This is a genomic window from Allobosea sp. 67-29, from assembly GCF_001898115.1.
GTDB lineage: Bacteria > Pseudomonadota > Alphaproteobacteria > Rhizobiales > Beijerinckiaceae > Allobosea.
Genome location: NZ_MKSQ01000026.1, coordinates 463551 through 485155, shown reverse-complemented (window position 1 = coordinate 485155; position 21605 = coordinate 463551). Strand labels below are relative to the sequence as shown.

Here is a 21605-nt window from a genome sequence, read left to right as displayed (position 1 = left end):
GTCAGGCCTTCCGGAAAGCGGTGATGTCGAGATAGCGCGTCGCGACGCGTTCGCGAACCGCTTCGTCATGGAAAATGCCGACGATCGCAGAGCCGGCGGCGCGCGCCTCGGCAATGAGCTCGACGACGACGTCGCGATTGGCGGCGTCGAGCGAGGCGGTCGGCTCGTCGATCAGCATGATCGCCGAGGGATCGACGAAGGAGCGGGCGATGTTGACGCGCTGCTGCTCGCCGCCGGAGAAGGTGGCGGGCGCGAGATTCCAGAGCCGCTCCGGCAGGTTGAGCCGGGCGAGCATGGCCTTGGCGCGCTCGGTCGCGGTTTCCGGCGTGGCGCCGCGCGCCAGCAGCGGGTCGCGGACGATGTCGAGCGTCGAGACGCGCGGGATCACGCGCAGGAACTGCGAGACGAAGCCGAGCGTGCGGCGGCGGATGTCGAGCACGGTGCGCGGGACGGCGGCAACGATATCGACGGGGCGGCCGGCATGGGTGATGCGGATCGCGCCGCTCGTGGGCCTGTAATTGCCGTAGAGGATACGCAGCAGGCTCGACTTGCCGGCACCGGACGCGCCGGCCAGCACCAGCGCCTCGCCGGCCTCGACATGGAAATTGACGTTGTCGAAGACGGGCAAACGCGCTCCGCCCTGATTGTGCAGGGTGAAGGTCTTGGCGACGTTCTCGACCTGAATCATCGTGGTCATGGGGTCAGTGCCTTGTGCCGGCGAGGTGACGAGGGTGTGACGCGAGATCACACGCTCAGCACCGCCGAGGTGAGAAGCTGCGTATAGGCGTGGTGCGGATCGTCCAGCACCTGGTCGGTCAGGCCCTGCTCGACCACGCGTCCGTCCTTCATCACCATCAGGCGGTCGGTCAGGAGCCGCGCTACCGCAAGGTCATGCGTGACGATGATCGCGGCGAGGCCGAGATCGCGCACCAGCACGCGCAGCAGGTCGAGCAGGCGGGCCTGCACGGAAACGTCGAGGCCGCCGGTCGGCTCGTCCATGAAGACGAGGCGGGGCTCCGAGACCAGCACGCGAGCGATCTGCAGGCGCTGCTGCATGCCGCCGGAGAACTGGCGCGGCCGGTCGTCGATGCGGGCGCCGGCGATCTCGACGCGCTGGAGCCAGTCGAGGGCGCGCTCGCGGATCTGGCCGTAATGCCGGTCGCCGCGATCCATCAGGCGTTCGCCGACATTGCCGCCGGCGGTCACGTCCATGCGCAGGCCGTCGCGCGGGTTCTGGTGGACGATGCCCCAGGCCGTGCGCATCAGGCGGCGGCGCTCCTGCTCGGACACCGAGTAGATGTCGAGCGGCTCCGTGCCGCCACGGAACAGCACCTCGCCCGCGTCGGGTTTGTCGATGCCGGCAAGGCAGCGCAGCAGGGTCGACTTGCCCGAGCCGGATTCGCCGACGATGCCGAGCACCTCGCCCGGCCAGAGATCGAAGGAGACATCGGCGCAGCCGATGCGCTCGCCATAGAAGCGGCTCACGCCGTCGACGGAGAGAAGAGGGGCGGGTTCGAGCGCAAGCTCGGCTGCTGCGACATGCAGGGTCATGGGGTGGTCTCCTCGACCAGGCCGCTCGCGGCCGCATCGCCCAGCATCGTGCCGCGATGGCCTTCCGCCCGGCGGGTCTCGCAATAATGGCTGTCCGAGCAGACGAACATGCGCCCGCCCTGGTCGTCGATCACGACCTCGTCGAGATAGGAGTCGCCCGCGCCACATAAACCGCAGGGCTGGGTCCAGCTCTGGATGCGGAAGGGATGATCCTCGAAATCGAGGCTCTTCACGCTGGTATAGGGCGGCAGCGCATAGATGCGCTTCTCGCGGCCGGCGCCGAAGAGCTGGAGCGCGGGCGACATATGCATCTTCGGATTGTCGAATTTCGGAATGGGCGAGGGGGACATCACGTAGCGGCCGTTGACCATGACCGGGTAGTCATAGGTCGTCGTCACCTCGCCGAAGCGGGCGATGCTCTCGTAGAGCTTGACCTGCATCAGCCCGTATTCCGCCCAGGCGTGCATCTTGCGGGTCTCGGCCTCGCGCGGCTCGAGCTTGCGCAGCGGCTCCGGCATCGGCACCTGATAGACCATGACCTGTCCGCTCTTCAGCGGCGCCTCCGGGATGCGGTGGCGTGTCTGAATGATCGTTGCCTCTTCCGTCGCCTCGCTGGTGCGGGCATCGGCCGTGCGCTCGAAGAACTTGCGGATCGAGACGGCGTTGGTGGTGTCGTCGGCGCCCTGGTCGATCACCTTGAGCGTGTCGGCCGGACCAATGAGCGCGGCGGTGATCTGGATGCCGCCCGTGCCCCAGCCCCGCGCCAGCGGCATTTCACGGGAGCCGAATGGCACCTGATAGCCGGGAACCGCGACGGCCTTGAGCAGGGCCCGGCGGATCATCCGCTTGGTCTGCTCGTCGAGATAGGCGTAGTTGTAAGCCGGCTTTGTATTGTCCGCCGGCATCTGATGAACCGTCATTCCGCAGCCTCCGGCATGGTATCCTGTTCGCGAGCCAGCCGCTCCTCGCGCTCCCGGCGAATGCGGCGGATCAGTTCGAGCTCGCCCTGGAAATCGACATAGTGCGGCAGCTTGAGATGCTCGACGAAGCCGGCCGCCTCGACATTGTCGGCGTGGTAGAGAACGAATTCGTCCTGCTGCGCCGGGTAGTTCGTCGCCTCTCCGAAATCGCGGGATTTCAAGGCACGGTCGACCAGCGACATCGACATCGCCTTGCGCTCGCTATGGCCGAAGACGAGACCGTAGCCGCGGGTGAATTGCGGCGGGACGTCCTTCGAGCCCTGGAACTGGTTGACCATCTGGCATTCGGTCAGGGTGACCTCGCCGAGATCGACCGCGAAACCGAGCTCCTCCGGTACGAATTCGACGGCGACCTCGCCGACGCGGACCTCGCCGACGAAGGGATGCGAGCCGCCGAAGCCGCGCTGCACGGAATAGCCGAGGCCTAGCAGGAAGCCCTCGTCGCCGCGCGCCATCGATTGCAGGCGCACGTCGCGATCGGCCGGGAAGGAGACGGGGTCGCGCGTCAGGTCGAAGGGGCGCGGATCGCCCTCCGGCGGCTCTTCGGCTTCCATCAGGCCCTCGGCGCCGAGAATGTCGGGAACGCGGGGCATGGTCGCGTCGAGCGGGGCGGGTGCCTTGCGGGGCGCGGCCTCGCCGCCTTCGTCCATCAGCGCGAAGTCGAAGAGACGATGGGTGTAGTCATAGGTCGGGCCGAGCACCTGTCCGCCGGGCAGATCCTTGTAGGTGGCGGAGACGCGGCGGCGGATCGCCATCGCAGCTGTATCGAGCGGCTCGGAGGAGCCGAAGCGCGGCAGCGTCGTGCGATAGGCGCGCATCAGGAAGGCGGCCTCGATCACGTCGCCCTGCGACTGCTTCAGCGCGAGCGCGGCGAGGTCCTGATCGTAGAGCGAGCCCTCGTTCATCACGCGGGCGCAGGCCAAAGCCTGCTGCTCGCGGATCTGGGCGACCGAGATTTCCGGCACGGCCGGATCGCCGCGGCGGGCCTCGGCGACGAGATCATGCGTGGCGAGGATGGCGGCCTCGCCGCCCTTCACTGCGACATACATTAGCGGGCTTCCTCAACTTGCGTCGAGCGCGGCAGGCCGATCAGGCCCTCGCCATGCGCGAGCAGGACATCGACGCCGAGCGGGTAGAGCGCGCCATTCTCGCGCAGTTCATCGGTAAAGCCGGGGCGCAAGCCCAGCGGCGCGATGTTGCGCGAACCGGGAATGCCGGGGCCGGCGAGGGTGAGGGCGGGGCCGCCTTCCAGGCCCGCGATCTGCACGATCACGGTGGTCGAGCGATCCGGGAACTGGTCCGTGCCGAGATTGAAGGCCGAGAGCTTCGGTTCATCCGCCATGCCGTCGATGACGGCGAAGGCTGCCTCGGCGGGCTTGTCGACGACCGTCGCGCCGCAATGGAAGCGCAGCCAGGCGCCGGCCGGGCCGCTGCGCAGGGCTTCCGGCAGCCAGACCGGGGTCTCGTAATCGGCGAGCGTCAGCAGGGCGGTGGCCGTCGCGGCCGTCAAACCTTCCGGCGGCGGGACTTCGCCCGCGACTTGCTGCAAGGTGCCGGGCTCGGAAAGGGCGGTGAGCAGGGCGCGAAAGGCGGCCTGCGACTGGAAGACCGGATCGGAGAAGCCGGGAGCGATCATGGTTTCATCCGACATCACGACCCCCGGACCAGCGTGAAGAAATCGACCTTGGTCGCGGCGGCCTTGCGCGAGGCGAGGTCGCGTGCGGCGGCCTGCCGGGCGGCGAGGGTGGCGATGCCTTGATGCAGGCCGCTGCCTTCGGCCTCGTCCTGGAGGCGGGCGTCGAGCAGGGCGGCGAGCCGCGCCTTCCGGCCGTCGCGGCCGAGCGCGTAGGAGAAGCCCATTCGCCCATTGGCGAGACGGACCACGCAGCGCGTCACGGTGGCTTCGCCGAGGTTGAAGCGGCGGCCGGCGCCACCGGCCCTACCCTCGACCATCACCGTGCCGGTCTCCGGCGCCTTGAGCAGGTCATGGTCCGGCGGAACGCCGAGCAGGGTTTCGATCTCGCTGCGGGAGGCGCGCGCCAGCGTCGCCATCCAGCTTTGCCTCGGGGTTTTCTGTGTCATCGGCGCGGGCTCGCTGGTCAGTTCCGAATGTCTAGACTATACTAGGGAAGTTGATGGCAAAGGTCTATACTTTTTGAGCGACAATTCGATGACGGACACCGCGCTGGCGGAACGTGACGGCGGAACGGCCTGGCGGCGCATCGCCGACGAACTGGCGGAGGCGATCGGGCGCGGCGAGTACAAGCTCGGCGACACGCTGCCGGCCTCGGTCGCGCTGGCCGAGCGCTACGGCGTGCATCGCCACACGGTGCGGCAGGCCTTCCGGCATCTGGCCGATCAGGGGCTGGTGACGGTCGCACGCGGCCGCGGCACGCAGGTCACGGCGCCGCGCCTGCCTTACCCGATCGGCCGGCGGGTGAGCATGCGCAGCAATATGGGCAAGCTCGGGATCACCGGGACGAGCCGCATGCTCTCGGCCGAGACGGTCGTCGGCGAGGCGGCGGCCTGTGCGGCGCTCAAACTGACGACCGGGACGCCGCTCTGGCACGTGCGGGGCGTGAGCCTGGCCGACGGCGTGCCGATGGGCACCGGAACGCATTGGCTCTCGGTCGCTCGCTTCCCGGATTTCGACAGGGCCTATCGCGAGGCGGCGGGCTCAATCACCGCTGCGTTCAAGAGCTACGGCATTACGGATTACGTGCGCCTGTCGACGCGGCTGACGGCGCGGCTTGCGGACGAGGCGGAGGCCGAGCTGCTCGGCATCGAGCCTCGGGGGCCGGTCATGGTGTCCTGGGCTGTCGATGCGCTGATAGACCGGACGCCGGTCCACCTTGTCAGCAGCGTCTTCGCCGGTGAGCGCGTGGAGATGGTCGTCGATCTGACGACCGGCTGAGCGGCAGCGCTCCGTTCAGAGCCTTCCGCCATTGGCGACGCAGCGGTCGAGATCCTTTCGCGAGACCTTGGCGTCCTTGCCGAGCCCATTCGCCTTCTGGATGGCTTCGCGACAGAGGCGGCGTGGGTCGTTCGCCTCGCGCTTGGCGGATGCCGCCGACGGCAGGAGAAGGAGGAGGGCGGCGGATACGGCAACTGCAAAGACCCGTCTCATGGCGCTGCTCCGGGCTGGGACCAGCGCCATGATGACCTTACGGTATCCTCAAGTCGAGTCGACGGCGGCTCGCTCAGATCGCGCGCTTGCCGATGATGGCGAAGCGCAGCTTGTTCGACAGGAAGTCGATGGCCGAGACGGCGACCAGGATCAGCAGGATCAGGAACGAGGTCTGCTGCCATTCGAGCGTGCGGATCGTCTCGGACAGGTAGAGCCCGATGCCGCCGGCGCCGACAATGCCGATGATCGTCGAGGAGCGCGTGTTCGATTCGATGAAATAGAGAACCTGGCTGGCGATCACCGGTAGGACCTGCGGCAGCAGGCCGAAGCGGATCTCATGAGCCCTGCCGCCGCCGACGGAGGCGACGCCCTCGACCGGCTTGCGGTCGGCAGCCTCGATCGCTTCGGAATAGAGCTTGCCGAAGGAACCGAGGTCGCTGGTCATGATCGCCAGCATGCCGGCGAAGGGACCCAGGCCGACGACGTTGATCCAGATCAGCGCCCAGATCAGGGCATCGACGCCGCGCACCATGTCCAGCGAACGGCGTGCGAGGAAGTGCACGATGCGATTGGCGACGACGTTTCGCGCGGCGAGAAAGCCGAGCGGCAATGCCAGCGTCGCAGCCAGCACCGTTCCCATGAAGGCGATGGCGACGGTCTCGAACAACGCCTTGACGAAGATCAGCGCGCGCGCCCAGGAGCCCGGGTTCGGCGGCAGCATCAGCACCACGAAGGAGCCGAGGTTGCCGAGGCCCGCGAGGATGCGCCAGAGCGAGGTCTCGAGCGTGGTCAGCCCGTAGACGAAAAGGCCGGCGACGGCTGCGATGGTCGCGATGGTCGTGAGGCGGCGGCGGGCCGAGCCGCGAATGGCATCGCCATGGCGCGCGAGAATCGCGCCGCGCTCTTCGGCGGAGATGGCGAAGGTCATCAGCGCTGCTCCCGGCTGAGAAGGGCGTGGCGCAGGCGCTCCGTGCCGAGGTCGATCAGCATCACGGCGAGGATGACCAGCAGCATGATGGCGCTGACATCGGTGTAGTAGAATTTGCGGATGGCCTCGATCAGGTCCTGGCCGATGCCGCCGGCGCCGACGAAGCCCATGATCGAGGCGCCGCGGACATTGATCTCGAAGCGCAGCAGGGCATAGCTCGCGAAGTTGGACAGCACCTGCGGCACCACGGCGAAGCGCACCACCTGCCACCAGCTCGCACCCGTCGCGGTGATGCCGTCCACCGGCCTCAGGTCGATGTTCTCGACAACTTCGGAAAAGAGCTTGCCGAGGGCGCCCATGGTGTGGATCGCGATCGCCAGAACGCCGGGCAGGGGGCCGAGGCCGAAAGCGATGACGAAGATCAGGGCGAAGACGATCTCGGGAACCGTGCGGCAGAACTCGAGGAAGCGGCGCACGCAGAAGCGCAGCCAGGCGGAGCGGCCGAGGTTGGCTGCGGCCGCGAAGCAGAACACGAAGGCGCCGACGGCGCCCAGCACCGTGCCGACATAAGCGATCAGGATGGTCTGCCACAGCAGCCTGAGCCAGCGATGCAGGCCCCAGTACCATTCGGCGAGGTCGGAGCCGAGGCTGGCCAGATGCAACGTCGGCAAGGTCTGCCAGATGTAGTTCGGAAAGCGGGCGATATTCTCGAAGAGCCTGCCGAGATCCACCTCGGAGCCGATGGCGGCGAGCCAGGCGCAGGCGAGGAAGACGACGAGGCCGATCAGCGTCTGGCGACGCTTGGTCGCCGCGGCCTGCCGATAGGCTTCGGCATGGGCGCGTACGGCCGGGTCGTTGCGGTCGATCGCAAGGGTCATGGAGCGTAGCATCCCTGGCCGGTCGAGGGCGCGGGGTGAGCCCTCTCCCGGCGGGAGAGGGCTGGCGAGCGGCAGGTTGCCGGAGCGGGCGGCGCGACGGCTCCCCAGAAGAGAGGGCCCTGCCGCCGCTGCGGTGGAATGGTGCCGTTACGACGACTTCTTCTTGCGCAGCTTGTCGACGAAGGTGATCAGCTCGATGACCGGGTCGTATGCCTTGTTGTCGACGGCGACCAGCGGGCCCTGCTTGCCTTCGTAGATCTTGTCGAAGGCGGCCTTGTCCTTGGTGGCGAGGTTCAGCACCGCGTCGCGGATCTTGGCCTTCAGGTCGTCCGGCAGGTCCGAGAGATAGGCCATCGGCGAGTTCACGATCAGGTCGGACTTGTAGATGATGCGGAAGTCCTCGGCCTTGGCCATGTTCTTGCGGGCCATGCGCAGGAGGTTCGACTCGTTCTCGTCGTTCCACCAGTTGGCCGCCATGTCGACGGTGCCCTGCTGCAGCGCGATGATCGCGTTCTCGTGGCTGCCGGTGTAAATGACCTTGTTGAAGAAGGTGTCGGGATCGATGCCCATCTTGTCGAGCACGTAGCGCGGCACGTTGTTGCCCGAGGTCGAGTTCGGGTCGACGAGGCCGAGGTTCTTGCCCTTGAGGTCCTCGACCTTCTGGAAGGGCGAATCCTTCTTCACGTAGAAGACCGAGTGATAGCCCTTGGTGCCGTCGAGATTGGTCTCGATGGCGAAGGCATCGACCTTGACGCCGGTGACGCGCGCACGGGCGAAGGACGCCGGGCCGTACATGCCGATGTGGATGTTGCCGGCGCGCTGGCCCTCGATGATCGCGGCATAGTCGTTGGCGATGCGGAGCGTGACCTTGGTGCCGAGCTCCTTCGAGAGATAGTTGACGAAGGGGGTGTAGCGCTCGACGACGCCCGAAGCGTTCTCGGCCGGAATGATGCCGAAGACGAGCTCGGGGTACTTCGCCTTCCAGTCCTGCGCGAAGGCCGGGGCGGCGGCCGCGGCGAGGCCGGCGGCGGCCAGCTTGAGGGTATGACGACGGGTCAGCATGGTCTGCTCCTTTTGGGGATAGCTGTCTTCGGGCTTGGGCTCGTCCGGTGCGGCGCAGCCGCTCAGGCGATCTTCTGCTTGGCGCGCCTGGCTTCGGACGCGGCGATCGCGTCCAATGCGTCCAGGGCCTCGGCGCCGGCATCCTTGGCCTCGATGCCGTAGAGTTCGGCGGCGACCTCGCGGGTCAGCGCCTGGGGCACGTCGTCGAAGACGACCTTGCCCGCCGCCATGCCGATCAGCCGGTCGCAGTACTTGGCGGCGATGTCGAGGTCGTGCAGGTTGCACATCACGGTGATGCCGTGCTCGCGGTTGATGCGGAACAGCGCATCCATCACGACCTGGGTGTTGCGCGGATCGAGGGAGGCGATCGGCTCGTCGGCGAGGATGATGCGCGGCTCCTGCACCAGGGCGCGAGCGATCGCGACGCGCTGCTGCTGTCCGCCCGAGAGGGTTTCGGCGCGCTGGGCCAGCAGATGGCCCATGTCGAGACGCTCGAGCGCTGCGATGGCGCGGACCTTGTCGTCCTCGGAGAAGCTCTTCACCAGCGTCAGCGCGGCGGAGCGGTGGTTGAGACGGCCGAGCAGAACGTTGGTGAGGACGTCGAGGCGTCCGACGAGGTTGAACTGCTGGAAGATCATCGCCGTGTCGCGGCGCCAGTGCCTGAGCGCGGCGCCCCTGAGCGCGGTGACGTCGCGGTCTTCGCAGAGGATACGGCCGGCGCTCGGCTCGGCCAGGCGGTTGAGCATCCGCAGCAAGGTCGATTTGCCGGCTCCAGACCGGCCGATGACGCCGATCATCTCGCCGGCGGGGATCGACAGCGAGACGTCGTCCACGGCGTTTTTTTCGCCGAAGCGCTTGGTCAGGCCTTCGATGCGCAGCATGGACGGTTCCCGGATGAAGGCGCGGCGCGCGCTTCCGGGATCACGATCCGGCCGCGCTCGCCTCTCTGGTGCGGCGAGAGCTAGGCGTTCGAGATGACAGCCGCGTGACGGCGTCTGTTCCGGCCGGCATCCATCGGCGCTGCAGGCATCGATCAACGTTTTCGTGAGGTCGCGAGAATGCGCTTGGAGGCGACGCGACTTGCCGGCAGGATGACGATGGATGGCTGTGTCGCCTAGGTCGCGGTCGGCGCGCGACACGGCGGCAAGCATCTTGCATCGCTGCCGGTCGGGCTCGCTCGGCATGGGGATGCCCGCAAGGATGCCGGTCTTCGCGCCGCTGTTTTCGGGCAGCTGTGGCGCTGCGGCATCTTAGCAAGGCCTTTCGTTCCATTTAAGACCAACCGGCGGCAACGGAGCCTCCAGCCTGATGAAGCGGTTCGTTCTCCTTCTTCTCGTCGTCGGCCTGGCGGGCGGCGGGTATTACGGCTACCGCACGCATCTGGCCGGCGGGGAGCCGGCGCGGGCGAGCGTGGCGCCGGCAGGCCGCCCCGCGGTGCCGGTAGAGGTTGCCGCCGTCGAGATCATGTCGGTCAGCGAGGAGGTCGAGGCGCTCGGCACGCTGGCTGCCGATGAATCGGTCGTGATCGCTCCGGAAATCGCCGGCCGCGTCGTCTTCCTCGGCTTCAAGGAGGGCGAGCGCGTCAAGGCCGGGCAGGAGCTGGTCAAGCTCGACACTGCGATCCTCGATGCCGAGCTCAAGCAGGCGATGGCCGATCTCGGCCTGGCGCGTGACACCAACGAGCGGCTCAAGTCGCTGGTCTCGCGCGGCTCGGGCACGCAGGTCGCGCTCGACGAATCCACGGCGAAGCTCGCGTCCAGCGAAGCGCGGGTGCAGCTCGCCAAGGCCAAGCTGGCGCAGTCGACGCTTCTGGCGCCGTTCAGCGGCGTGGTCGGCCTGCGCTCGGTCGGCGTCGGCGATTACGTTCCGGCCGGCAAGCAGTTGATCACGCTGACCAGCATCGACCCGATCAAGATCGACTTCCGCGTGCCGGAGATCTATCTCAGCCGGCTCAAGACGGGCCAGCCGGTGCAGATGCGCGTCGATGCCGTGCCCGACCGCAAGTTCACCGGGCATATCTTCGCGATCGATCCGGTGGTGGACGTCAACGGCCGCGCGATCAGGCTGCGCGCCAACATCCCGAATACCGATCTGGCGCTGAAGCCCGGCCTCTTCGCACGCCTCGCCATCACCGTCGACCAGCGCGAGAATGCGATTGTCGTTCCGGAGATGGCCGTGGTGCCCGATGCCGTCGGCAAGATGGTCTATGTCGTCGAGAACGGAAAGGCGCGGCGCGTGAGCGTCGAGATCGGCAAGCGCCTGCCGGGCAAGGTCGAGATCGTCAGCGGGCTCAAGCCGGACATGCGGATCATCACCGCCGGCCAGATGCGCCTGCGCGACGGCAGCGCCGTCGCGATCAAGGACAAGCCCCTCCAGACGAGCCAGCTCTAGGGGCTGCCCAGATGAGCCTGTTCGAGCTCTTCGTCCGCCGGCCGGTTCTCTCGACGGTCATGAGCCTGCTCGTGATGCTGATCGGCTTCGTCAGCTATCAGCGCCTGACGGTTCGTGAATACCCCAATATCGACGAGCCGATCGTGTCGGTGCGTACCGACTACCGCGGCGCCTCGGCCGAGATCATCGAGACTCAGGTCACGCAGATCCTGGAGAACTCGATCGCCGGCATCGAGGGCATCGAGATCCTGTCCTCGACCAGCCGCCAGGAGCGCAGTTTCATCCAGGTGCGCTTCCGCCCGGATGTCGACCCCGACGTCGCGGCCTCCGACGTGCGCGACCGCGTCAGCCGCGTGCGCAGCCGGATGCCCGACGAGATCGACGAGCCGGTCATCGCCAAGGTCGAGGCGGATTCCCAGCCGATCCTCTATCTTTCGCTGACGAGCTCGCGGCACGGGCCGCTGGAGCTGACCGATTTCGCCGACCGCTTCATCTCCGACCGCGTGCAGAACGTCACCGGCGTGGCCGAGGTCCGCATCCTCGGCCAGCGGCAGTACGCGATGCGCGTCTGGCTCGATCGCGCCCGCATGTCCGCCTACAACATCACCGTGCAGGAGGTGGAGGCCGCCGTCCGGGCGCAGAACATCGAGATTCCCTCCGGCCGCATCGAGAGCAACGATCGCGAGTTCACCGTGCTCTCGCAAACCGGCATGACCATCCCCGGCGAGTTCCGGGAGATCGTGGTCAAGGACGTCAACGGCTTCCCGGTCAAGGTCAAGGACATCGCCAAGGTCGAGCTCGGCGCGCGCGAGGAACGCAATGCCGCCTGGTTTGGCGGGACACCCTCGGTGACGATCGGCATCGTCAAGCAGGCGACGGCGAATCCGCTCGACGTCTCGGCCGGGATCGAGGAAGCGCTGCCGGGCATCATCGAAGACCTGCCGCAGGGCATGTCGATCGCCAAGTCCTACGACACCTCCGTCTTCATCGATCGCTCGATCAAGGCGGTCTACCAGACGATTCTCGAGGCGATCGTGCTGGTCGTCCTGATCATCTTCATCTTCCTGCGCTCGTTCCGGGCGACGCTGATCCCGCTGGTGACGATCCCGGTCTCGCTGATCGGCTCCTTCGCGCTGATGTATGCGCTGGGCTTTACCGTCAACACGCTCACGCTGCTCTCGATGGTGCTCGCCATCGGCCTGGTCGTCGATGACGCCATCGTCGTGCTGGAGAACGTCCATCGCCATATCGAGGACGGCATGAAGCCGGTTCCGGCGGCCATCCGCGGCATTAACGAGATCGCCTTCGCGGTCGTCGCGATGACGCTGACCCTGGTTGCGGTCTACGCCCCGATGGCGTTCTCGACCGGGCGCACCGGCAAGCTTTTCATCGAGTTCGCCCTGACCCTGGCCGGCGCAGTGCTGGTCTCGGGCTTCGTGGCGCTGACGCTGACGCCGATGATGTGCGCCAAGCTGCTGCGTCATCACGAGAAGCACAGCTGGCTGTACAACCTGCTGGAGCGCGGCTTCGACGGGCTGTCCCGCGGCTACAAGGCTTCGTTGCGCGCCGCGCTCTCGGTGCGCCCCCTCGTCGTCCTGCTGGCGATCGGCGTGGCCGGCGGCGGCTACTACTTCTTCACGCATCTGCGCTCGGAACTGTCGCCGGTCGAGGACCGCGGCACGATCAACGTGATCGGCGTCGCCCCGGAAGGCGCGACCATGACCTTCACGGCCGATTATGCCCGGCGGGTCGAGACGTTCTTCAAGAACATTCCGGAAGTCGACACCTATCTGGTCATCGTCGGCTTCCCGGACGTGACGCGCGCCATTGCCTTCGCGCGGCTCAAGCCGTGGGAGGAGCGCCACCGCAAGCAGCAGGACATCGTCGCCGAGATCAACAGAGGCCTGTCGCAGATCCCGGGCATCCGCCTGTTCGCGACCAATCCCGCCTCGCTTGGACAGGGCAACGCCAACAGCAAGCCGGTCGAGTTCGTGCTCCGCTCGTCCGAGCCCTATGCCCAGATCAAGGGCTATGTCGACCAGCTTCTGGCGGAGGTCGGCAATTCGCCGGTGCTGACCAATCTCGAAAGCAACCTCATCCTCGACAAGCCGCAGATCAAGGTCTCGATCGACCGGCAGCGTGCCGCCGATCTCGGCGTCGGCGTCGATGTCGTCGGCCGCACCATGGAGACGCTGCTCGGCGGCCGGCAGGTGACGCGCTTCAACATGAACAGCAAGCAGTACGACGTCGTGCTGCAGGTCGAGGGCTCCGAGCGCAACACGCCGCAGGCGCTGCAGTCGATCTATCTGATGGGCCGCGGCGGGGCGGTGGTGCAGCTCTCCAGCCTGGTCAAGATCGAGGAGAACGTCGCGCCCAAGGAACTCGTGCGCTTCAACCAGCTCCGCTCGGCGACGATCACCGCGATCCCGGCGCCGGGCTATTCGCTGGGCGACGCGCTCAAGGTGCTGGAGGATGGCGCGGCGCGCGTCCTGCCCAATTCGGTGCAGATCGACTATTCCGGCCAGAGCCGCGAGTTCAAGCAGTCCGGTGCCAGCATCTTCGTGGTCTTCCTGCTCGCGCTCGGCTTCATCTATCTCGTGCTGGCGGCACAGTTCGAAAGCTTCGTCGACCCGGTTGTGATCATGGTCTCGGTGCCGCTGTCGCTGACCGGCGCGCTGGCGGCGCTGTACTTCTCCGGCGGCACGATGAACGTCTACAGCCAGATCGGCCTGATCACGCTGGTCGGTCTTATCACCAAGCACGGCATCCTGATCCTGGAATTCACCAACCAGTTGCGCGAGGAGGGCAAGGAGATGATCGATGCCCTCGTCGAGGCGGCGGAACTGCGCCTGCGGCCGATCCTGATGACCACGGGCGCGATGGTGCTCGGCGCCGTGCCGCTCGCCATCGCCCATGGCGCGGGCGCGGAAAGCCGCTCGCAGATCGGCTGGGTCATCGTCGGCGGCATGACGTTCGGGACGCTGCTGACGCTCTATGTGGTGCCGGTCGCCTACAGCTATCTGGCGCGCAAGGTCCACGGCTCGCGCCATGGCGCGCAGGAGGAAGCGCCGCACGGCGCGCATCCGCAGCCGGCGGAATAGGCCTACTGCAAACGGATCGAGATGCTCTCGCTGGCGCCGCTGCCGTCGATCACGGAAATCCGCATGAAGCCTCTGCCCGGGGGCTGCCACTGGGCTTCGCGTCGCCGCAGCGGTCCGGTCACGGGGGCGCCGTCGACCAGCCAGGTGAAGGGCGGCGCGCCGCCCGAGGCCTTGAGGTTGAGCTGGCCCCGGCCGTCGAGGCTGCCGGCCGAAAGGTCGATCCGGGCGCCGTCGGGCGGGAAGGCGAGCTTCAGGGCCGGCGTCGCGATAGCCGCGACCGTCTTGGGCACGTCCTGCCGCAGATGCCGCAAGGGCGGAGGCAGATGGTTGGTGCTGGCGACGATCGCGTCGGGCGGCTGAACGAAGGGACGCGGATCGATGCCGAGCCGGGCGAAGGCATCGAACAGGATGGGCGCCGCGACGGCGCGCCCGACGAGGCCGGGAACGGCGCCGTTATCGGCCCGGCCGACCCAGACGCCGATCGTATGCTTGCGGTCGAAGCCGACGGCCCAGGCATCGCGATATCCATAGGAGGTGCCGGTCTTGTAGGCGATGCGACCCGGCACGGCGTTGAGCGGCGGCGGCGCGCCGAGCAGCGTGTCGGCGACGTACCAGGCGGCGACCGGTTCGACGAGACGGATGGGCGGCATATCGCCGGCCGGTGCCTCTTCGCGGAAGCGCAGCGGCAGCATCTCGCCGCCGCGCGCCAGCCCGACATAGGCACGGGTCAGGTCCTGCAAGGTGATGCCGAGCCCGCCGAGCCCGACCGCGAGACCGGGCGCGCCGCCGTCCTTCGGCATGGCGATGCTGATGCCGGCATCGCGCAATCGCGACAGGAAGCGTTGCGGCCCGAGCGCCGACAGCAATTCCACCGCCGGCACGTTGAGCGAGAGCTGGAGCGCCTTGCGGGCGCTGACCATGCCCTGGAAGGCCCTATCGAAATTTTCCGGCACATAGGCGCCATAGCGGGCCGGCCGGTCCTCCAGCATCGTCTCGGGATGGGCGATGCCGTTGTCGAAGGCGAGCGCGTAGATGAAGGGCTTCAGCGCGGAGCCGGGCGATCGTAGCGCACGCGTCAGGTCGAGCGAGCCTGCTCTCTCCGCTGCGAAATAATCGACGCCGCCGACCGAGGCGCGGACCGCGCCGGTCTCGTTGTCGACGGCGAGGATCGCGATCGAGACCTGTGGCGCCAGCCCGAGGCTGCGCTCGCGGGCGAGGCCTTCCAGGCTCTTCTGCAAACGGGCATCGAGGCTGAGCCGGTGCACGCGCTGCGTGGGCGCCTCCGCCACGACCTGCTCCGCGACATGCGGGCTGAGATTCGGGAAGGGGCGACGCGCGGTCGGGATCTCCTCCTCGCGCGCGGCCGCGACCTCGCTGGCCGTGGCGATGCCTGCGCGCTCGACGCGGGCGAGGACGCGGGCGCGGGCTTTTCTTGCGGCTTCGGCGAAGCGGTCGGGCCGGCGGGTCTCGGGCGATTGCGGCAGAGCGACGAGCAGGGCGGCCTCGGCGGTGGAGAGCCGCTTCGGCTCCTTGCCGAAATAGGCGAAGCTCGCGGCGCGCACGCCTTCGAGATTGCCGCCGAAGGGTGCGAGGTTGAGATAGAGATCGAGGATCTCTTTCTTGCCGAAGCGCTGCTCCAGCTCGACGGCGCGCACGGCCTGCCGGAGTTTTGCAGCAAGGTTGCGCTCGTCGCGCGGCTCGAGCAGGCGGGCGACCTGCATGGTCAGGGTCGAGCCGCCGGAGACGACGCGGCCATGCCGCAGCATCTGGCCGGCGGCGCGCGCCAGGCCGAGCGGGTCGATGCCGTGATGGCTGTCGAAGCGCTTGTCCTCATAAGCCTTGAGCATGGCGAGGTAGCGCGGATCGACGTCGTCGCTGGTGACGGGGAGCTTCCAGCGGCCGTCGGCGGTGAGGAAGGGGCGCAGTAGCTTGCCTTCGCGGTCAAGCACCACTGTCGAGCGATTGCTGGCCGCCGAGAGATCGAGCGGCGGCAGGGACCGGATGTAGAGGGCGAGGGCTGCCGTACCGGCAAGGGCAGCAGCAGCGAAAGCAGCCGCCGCGACCTTCAATCTGCGAAAGCGTCGCAGCGCCCTCTCCACTGGAGGGAGAGGGCGGCTTGTTGCGCTTCCGCTTTCGGGTTGCGCGTTCACGGGCATCACCGCGCCGCGCTGATCTCCACCGCGCCGAAGCCGGTGCGGCCGAAGCGGTCGGGGCGGTACATGTCCTCGATCACGGCGGCCGGCGCGACATAGCGGCCGGGCGAAACGGCCCGGGCGATATAGGCGACGGTGTAGGCGAGCTTGTCGTTCTTCGCGCCCGCGCGCTCGAAGGCCGCGACGAAGCGGTCGTCGCGCGCCTCGGTATGGACCGGCGAAACCTCCTGCTTCAGCCAGTCGAGGCCGGCGGTCGAGGCGCCCTCGGTGAGGTTGGCGTTCTCGATCTCCAGCCCCGCCGGCACCGGATCGACCAGCAGCAGGCGGCCGAAGCGCGGCGCGTTCTCCGACACGTTGAGCGCCACGACATAGCGCTCGTTCTGGCGCAGGCGGGCGGGGTCGGCCCGCTCGCCCCTCATCGTGTAGATGACGCGCTCCAGGCCGAAGCCCTGGTTCAGCGCGGGCTCAGGCGTGGTCGGGATGCCGGCGACGGTGATGACGACCTGAGCGTTGGCGCTACCGGGATTGGCGATGGTCAGCGGCTTGGCTTCCAGCGCCTCGGCCGAGACCGTGCGGTAGAAGGCGCCCTTGCGGGCCGTGCCATCGACCGTCAGCGTCATGCCCTCGGCCTCCTTGGCCATTGCCTGCGCCGCCAGCACCATCCAGCTCTGCTCCTGCGTCGAGGTGTAGCTGTAGCGCGCGCTGTTGCGCGTCGCGTCGAGGATCGAGACGGCGCGGGAGATGTCGGCGCGCTCGCCGTTCGATTCCGCGATGAGCGCCAGTACGCCGGCGCCGTCGCGCAGGCGCGAGCCGTAATCGGGCCGCGAGAGCCCATCGTCGCTCGCCTGCTGCAGCAGGCCGAGCGCGCTGCCGAAGGCATTGCGGCCACGGGTGCGGTCGCCCAGCGCCGAGAGCGCCGCGCCGATCTGGGCGCGGGCGAGCGGCGTGCCGAAATCGCCGAGCTTGTTGTCGGCGAGGTAACGCAGGTCGCCCATTACCGGCCGGCCGTTGCGGGCGAGCACATAGAGCGCATAGGCGATGCCGGCCGCCTCCTCCTTGTTGATGTCGCCGGTGTTGACGACCTGGTTGCGCAGCCGGTCCAGCGCCATGGCGAAGGCGGTCTGCGGGACGTCGAACTGGCGCTCGCGCGCCCGCGTCAGGAAGTCGGTGACGAAGGCGTCGAGCCAGAGGTCCTCGCCGCCGACGCTCCAGAGGCCGAAGGAGCCGTTGCCGCCCTGGCGAGCCAGGACGCGCTCGATCGCCTTCTGCACGCGCTCGTCGGCATTGTCGTCGAGCGCGAGGTTCTCCATCGAGGCGAGCTGGTTGACCGCCAGCAGCGGCAGGGCGCGCGAGACGGTCTGCTCGGTGCAGCCATAGGGGTAGCGGTCGAGCGCCTTGAGCAGGGCCGGCACGTCGAGCGAGCCGAAGGGCGAGACAGAGACCGAGACCTGCCCCGAGCCCGGCACGAGATCGGCCATGAGATCGGAGGAGACGGTGATCGCGCCGCCATTGCCGGGGAGCGGCCGGACAATGCGGCGCGCCAGCGTCGCGGCCGAGGGCTTCACCTGCACGGCCAAGTTCTGCACCGTGCCGATGCCGTTCGGCCCGGAGACGCGCACGTCGAACTCGGCGCGGCCGAGGCCGGCGGCGGTGACGGGGATGGTCATCTGCATCTTGGCGCCGGCGGCGAGCTGCACCGTGCGATGCGTCGCGTCGGCGGCGACGAGGACCGGGCCCTTCACGTCGAGATCGACGGTGTAGGCGCCGGCGGGACCCTCGACATTGTCGATCTGGAGATGGAAGCGCGACTGGTCGCCGATGGCGAGGAAGCGCGGCAGCGTCGCCTGCGCCACGACCTGATCACGCACGATCACGTCGGCGCTGGCCTGGCCGGTGCGCCCGGCCGACCAAGCGACCCCCATGACGCGCACCGTGCCGTTGAAGGCCGGCAGGTCGAAATCGATCTTCGCTGTGCCGTCCGGCCCGACCTTGACCACGCCGGAATAGCGGGCGAGCGGCTCCTGCGTCGGCTTCTCGCCGTCGAGCTGGGGCGCCGCGTCGCCGCCGGTGCGGATGGTGCCGCGGGTGCCCTGCATGCCGTCGATCAGATAGCCGTAGAGGTCACGCAGATCATGGCCGAGCTGGCGCTGGCCGAAGAAGAACTGGCTCGGGTCCGGGCTCTCATAGCGGGTGAGGTTGAGGATGCCGACATCGACGGCCGCGACCGTGACGAAAGCCTCCTCGCCGGCCTTCAGCCCGGCGAGCTTGACCGGCAGCGACAGAGTCGATTGCGGCCGCACCAGCTTGGGCGCGCCGAGATCGACGGCAAGCGTGCGCTCGTCCTTGCCGATCTGGAACCAGGCGAGGCCGATCGCGCGGCCGGGCAGGCGCTTGGCGGCGGTGTCCATCGGCCGGTGCGCGAGCACGACGAGATAGGCGCTCGCGCCCCACTCCGATTTCACCGGGATATTGGCGGTGGTGCCGCCATCAGTGATGTCGATCGTGCGGATGTCGGCGAGCTTGTCGCTGATCACCGCGAGCGTCGCCTTGCCGGAGAAGCGCGGCGAGAGGCGGACCTGCATGGTCTCGCCATTGGCATAAGAAGCCTTGTCGATGTTGACGTCGAGCACATCCGGCGTATCGGCCGTCTTGTCGCTCTCGTAGCCGACGCCGAAGGAAACGGCGGTGGCGGCTTCCTCTGCGCCGTCGGAGGTCACGTCGAGGCGATAATTGCCCCAGTCGACGGGCGTCGCGATCTTCGCCGGCTCCGTCGCGGAGACCGCGACCTGCCCGTCCGCGACGCGCCTTGTGGTGGTGACGCCCTCATAGTTCCAGCGGCCGTCCTTGAAGAACCACTGGTAGTTGCGGCGCACCTTCGAGAGCACCCATTTCACGTTCGGCCGCGCGATGCGCTTGCCGTCGCCGGTCGCCATGATGACGTCGAAGGTCGCGGTCTGGTTGTTGCCGAGCTCGCCGTCCTTGAAGGTCTGCTTGACGCCGATGGCAGCGCCCTTGGGCACGATCGGCACGGTGACGGAGCGGGCGATGGCGCGCCCCCCCGGCTCGCCGACGCGCACGGTCATCTCGACCTCGAGCGGGCGGTTGGTCTCCGCCTGCTGGACCGGATTCGAGATCGTCGCCTTGCCGGCGGCGTCGGTGGTGGCACTTTCCTCGAACTCGGTCTGAACCGGATCGAAGGCCTCGTCGGTCAGGCCGACCTGATAATCCTTGAAGCCCGGGATCGCGCTCTGGCTCGCCGCGCGCAGCGTCATCGAGCCGGTGACGTCCAGCGCCGAGCCCGGCGCGCCGTAGAGATAGCGCGCGGCGACGTTGACTTCCGCCGGCTCGCCGGCCTGGAGAACGGGTGCCTTGGGCGTCAGGCTGAGTTCGAGCCGCTCGGGAACGTAGTCCTCGACGAGGAAGGAGGTCTCGCCGATCGCCTGCCCCTTGGGATCGGCATAGGCGAGGACGCGCCAGGTGCCGGTGGCGGCGCCGGAGATCAGCGGGATCGAATGGGCGCGGCCGCCGGCGCCCTGGTCCTCGACCTGGCGGCGGCGATATTCGACGCCGTCGGGGCGCTTGACGACGATGGTCAGCGGCAGGCCGGTGACGGCAGCACCCTTCGGATCGCGCAGGAGGGCGGTGAGATATACCGTCTCGCCCGAGCGATAGACGCCGCGCTCGGTGTAGAGGAAGGCGTCGAGCCCGGCCGGCGCGACACGGCCCTTCACGCCGCGGTCGGAGAGATCGAAGGCCGTCTGCTTGAGGTCGAGGAAGCCGTAGTCGTCGCCGAGGGCCGCAGTGAGAAGGCCCGGCGAATTGCCACCTTCGCCCTTGGCCAGGCCGGCGTCGAAGCGGGCATAGCCGTTGGCATCGGTCCTGGCCGTGCCGAGCACCTCGTTGTTGCGGGCAATCAGGCGTAGCTCGGCATTCGGGATCGGCTTGGCGTCGGCGAGCGAGCGGGCGAGCACATGCACGCCGTCCGGCCCCGAGAAGGAGGTCAGGCCGAGATCGGAGACGACGAACCACTGCGTCGCGCGTGTTGTGCCGTCGTCATAGGAATCGCCGTCATCGCCGGTCGGAGGCGCGGCCGGGCCGCCGGAAGGCTTGGCGAACATCACATAGACGCCGGGCTTCAGCGTGCCGACTGCCTCGACCACCGGGAAGGCGGTGACAACGTCCTTGTTGAGCTCGGACTTCACGTCCATCGAGCCGGTCCAGACGCTCTGGCCCTTGTCGCTGGAGATCTGCTTCGCCGACCAGGAGCCGAGCTGGCCCAGAAAGTCGTCGGAATGGACGGAGTTGATCAGGTTGCGGTCGCCGATCCGCATCACCTCGAGGTCGAGCTTGCCGGCATTGACCGAGACGACGGGGATGCCCTGCTGGCCGGTGCGCGGCAGCACGTAGTTCTTGCCGGTGAAGCGCACGGAAGGGGTGCGGTCGCGGACATAGATCTCGTAATCCGCCGATTTCAGCAGCGTCTCGTCGGGGATGGCCGAGGGCACGCCCTGGCGGATGACGATGGCGTAGCGCTCGCCATGGCGCAGCCCATCGACGCAGATCTGGCGCTCCTCGCTGCTGACGGCGAAATCGCCGGTGCCGCCGGAGATCGCGACGTAAGGGGCGAAATCGACATTGCCGCGGGCGAGCGGCTCTGAGAATTCGAAGCAGGCGCGTGGCGATGCGGCGTCGGAATCGACCTGGTTCGAGAGCAGGCGGAAGCCGCGTTTTTCGCGCAGTTCCTCGTAGCTCTTCTGCAGCGAGGCGTTGCTGGCGAGGTCGAGGCTGAGGCGATAGGTCGTCAGCGCCGGGCGCCAGAGCTCGTATTTCTCGAAGGTCTGGGCGAGCACGCCGAGCGAGGATGCCTCGTCGGTGCGGCTGGCAGCCCGGCTATAGGCGAGATAGGCGGCTGTGATGGCGCGTTCGCGCAATTCCCAGCGCTCGCGATAATCGCGCGGCTCGATGGCCGATGCGGCGCGCGCCATCAAGCGCCAGGCGGCCGCATTGCCCGAATCCGCGACGACGGCGGCATTCGCCAGCGGCAGTGCCGCGCGGGCGTCGCCGCGGCCGAGCGCGCTGTCGCCGGCGCGTATGAGATCGACGACCGAACGGCCGCCGGCGGCGACCTCGCGCTTGAGACGCTCCTCTAGCCGCTGCCCGTCGGCCGCAAGGTCGTTGCGGACATAGGCCTTCTGGGCGAAGGCCGGCGCCGCCGCGAAGGTCAGGCAGAGTGCCAGCAGGAGGCGGGTGAGCAGGGTCATCGTCGGTCCTCTCGCAGCGGCCGGAGCCCCCAGCGCGGCTGGCGGAGGCTTCGAGCCGATGACGGTGCTGAACGGTCGGGCAGGCTATCACTGCCGGAATCGCGTGCAAGTCATGCGCGTGAAGGACGCGCCGGCTCCAGCCCGCGCCTGCTGTATTGGGGCAGGGGCCATCG

16 protein-coding genes are annotated in these 21605 nt (G+C 68.1%); 3 read left to right on the top strand and 13 right to left on the bottom strand.

All coding sequences use genetic code 11. The features are described 5' to 3' along the window. Window position 1 precedes the first annotated feature (1 nt). From phnL to phnG, 6 genes are read right to left on the bottom strand one after another with little or no spacing between them, the layout of a single operon-like run. The gene (gene phnL / locus BGO20_RS21315; protein WP_291659470.1) at window positions 2-697 is read right to left on the bottom strand and encodes a phosphonate C-P lyase system protein PhnL; all 696 of its coding nucleotides are present in this window, start codon (window positions 695-697) and stop codon (window positions 2-4) included. Window positions 698-744: 47 nt separating this feature from the next. Next, entirely contained in the window at window positions 745-1551 is an 807-nt protein-coding gene (phnK, locus tag BGO20_RS21310; protein WP_291659469.1) for a phosphonate C-P lyase system protein PhnK, read from the bottom strand. Next, window positions 1548-2471, bottom strand: coding sequence for an alpha-D-ribose 1-methylphosphonate 5-phosphate C-P-lyase PhnJ (locus BGO20_RS21305; protein ID WP_291659468.1), 924 nt, complete (start codon window positions 2469-2471; stop codon window positions 1548-1550). Before BGO20_RS21305 ends, phnK begins: the two co-directional genes overlap by 4 nt. Further along, a complete protein-coding gene (locus tag BGO20_RS21300; RefSeq protein ID WP_291659467.1) occupies window positions 2468-3580 on the bottom strand; it encodes a carbon-phosphorus lyase complex subunit in 1113 nt (370 codons plus the stop codon). Before BGO20_RS21300 ends, BGO20_RS21305 begins: the two co-directional genes overlap by 4 nt. After that, window positions 3580-4182, bottom strand: a complete 603-nt coding sequence (gene phnH / locus BGO20_RS21295; RefSeq protein WP_291659466.1) for a phosphonate C-P lyase system protein PhnH — start codon at window positions 4180-4182, stop codon at window positions 3580-3582. Before phnH ends, BGO20_RS21300 begins: the two co-directional genes overlap by 1 nt. After that, window positions 4182-4613, bottom strand: coding sequence for a phosphonate C-P lyase system protein PhnG (gene phnG, locus BGO20_RS21290; protein ID WP_291659465.1), 432 nt, complete (start codon window positions 4611-4613; stop codon window positions 4182-4184). The genes phnH and phnG overlap by 1 nt, the downstream gene beginning before the upstream one ends. Before the next feature lie 88 nt (window positions 4614-4701). On the opposite strand from phnG, the gene phnF reads away from it, so the two are divergent. Then, complete coding sequence (gene phnF, locus BGO20_RS21285) at window positions 4702-5445, top strand: phosphonate metabolism transcriptional regulator PhnF (RefSeq protein ID WP_291659464.1); 744 nt, start codon at window positions 4702-4704, stop codon at window positions 5443-5445. 15 nt (window positions 5446-5460) lie between these two features. Here the strand turns inward: phnF and BGO20_RS21280 are convergent, their stop codons facing one another. The 5 genes from BGO20_RS21280 to phnC all read right to left on the bottom strand — a co-directional run bounded on the left by BGO20_RS21280 (window position 5461) and on the right by phnC (window position 9407). Continuing rightward, on the bottom strand, window positions 5461-5658 hold the full coding sequence (locus tag BGO20_RS21280; protein WP_291659463.1) for a hypothetical protein: 198 nt from the start codon (window positions 5656-5658) through the stop codon (window positions 5461-5463). Between the two features lie 73 nt (window positions 5659-5731). After that, window positions 5732-6586, bottom strand: coding sequence for a phosphonate ABC transporter, permease protein PhnE (gene phnE, locus BGO20_RS21275; RefSeq protein ID WP_291659462.1), 855 nt, complete (start codon window positions 6584-6586; stop codon window positions 5732-5734). Beyond that, window positions 6586-7464 carry a phosphonate ABC transporter, permease protein PhnE gene (gene phnE, locus BGO20_RS21270; RefSeq protein WP_291659461.1) on the bottom strand — a complete coding sequence of 293 codons (879 nt, stop codon included), beginning with the start codon at window positions 7462-7464 and terminating at the stop codon, window positions 6586-6588. The genes phnE (BGO20_RS21275) and phnE (BGO20_RS21270) overlap by 1 nt, the downstream gene beginning before the upstream one ends. Before the next feature lie 147 nt (window positions 7465-7611). After that, a complete protein-coding gene (phnD, locus tag BGO20_RS21265; RefSeq protein WP_291659460.1) occupies window positions 7612-8526 on the bottom strand; it encodes a phosphonate ABC transporter substrate-binding protein in 915 nt (304 codons plus the stop codon). A 62-nt stretch (window positions 8527-8588) separates the two neighbouring features. Continuing rightward, complete coding sequence (gene phnC, locus BGO20_RS21260; RefSeq protein WP_291659459.1) at window positions 8589-9407, bottom strand: phosphonate ABC transporter ATP-binding protein; 819 nt, start codon at window positions 9405-9407, stop codon at window positions 8589-8591. 427 nt (window positions 9408-9834) lie between these two features. Between phnC and BGO20_RS21255 the strand changes: the two genes are divergently transcribed. Together BGO20_RS21255 and BGO20_RS21250 are read left to right on the top strand one after the other, a co-directional pair. Beyond that, window positions 9835-10917: an efflux RND transporter periplasmic adaptor subunit gene (locus BGO20_RS21255; protein ID WP_291659458.1), complete on the top strand. Its 1083-nt coding sequence runs from the start codon at window positions 9835-9837 to the stop codon at window positions 10915-10917. A gap of 11 nt (window positions 10918-10928) precedes the next feature. Continuing rightward, window positions 10929-14018, top strand: a complete 3090-nt coding sequence (locus BGO20_RS21250) for an efflux RND transporter permease subunit (RefSeq protein WP_291659457.1) — start codon at window positions 10929-10931, stop codon at window positions 14016-14018. Window positions 14019-14020: 2 nt separating this feature from the next. Here the strand turns inward: BGO20_RS21250 and pbpC are convergent, their stop codons facing one another. Beyond that, window positions 14021-16174, bottom strand: a complete 2154-nt coding sequence (pbpC, locus tag BGO20_RS21245; protein WP_291659456.1) for a penicillin-binding protein 1C — start codon at window positions 16172-16174, stop codon at window positions 14021-14023. Next, complete coding sequence (locus BGO20_RS21240; RefSeq protein WP_291659455.1) at window positions 16174-21432, bottom strand: alpha-2-macroglobulin family protein; 5259 nt, start codon at window positions 21430-21432, stop codon at window positions 16174-16176. The genes pbpC and BGO20_RS21240 overlap by 1 nt, the downstream gene beginning before the upstream one ends. Window positions 21433-21605 lie beyond the last annotated feature (173 nt).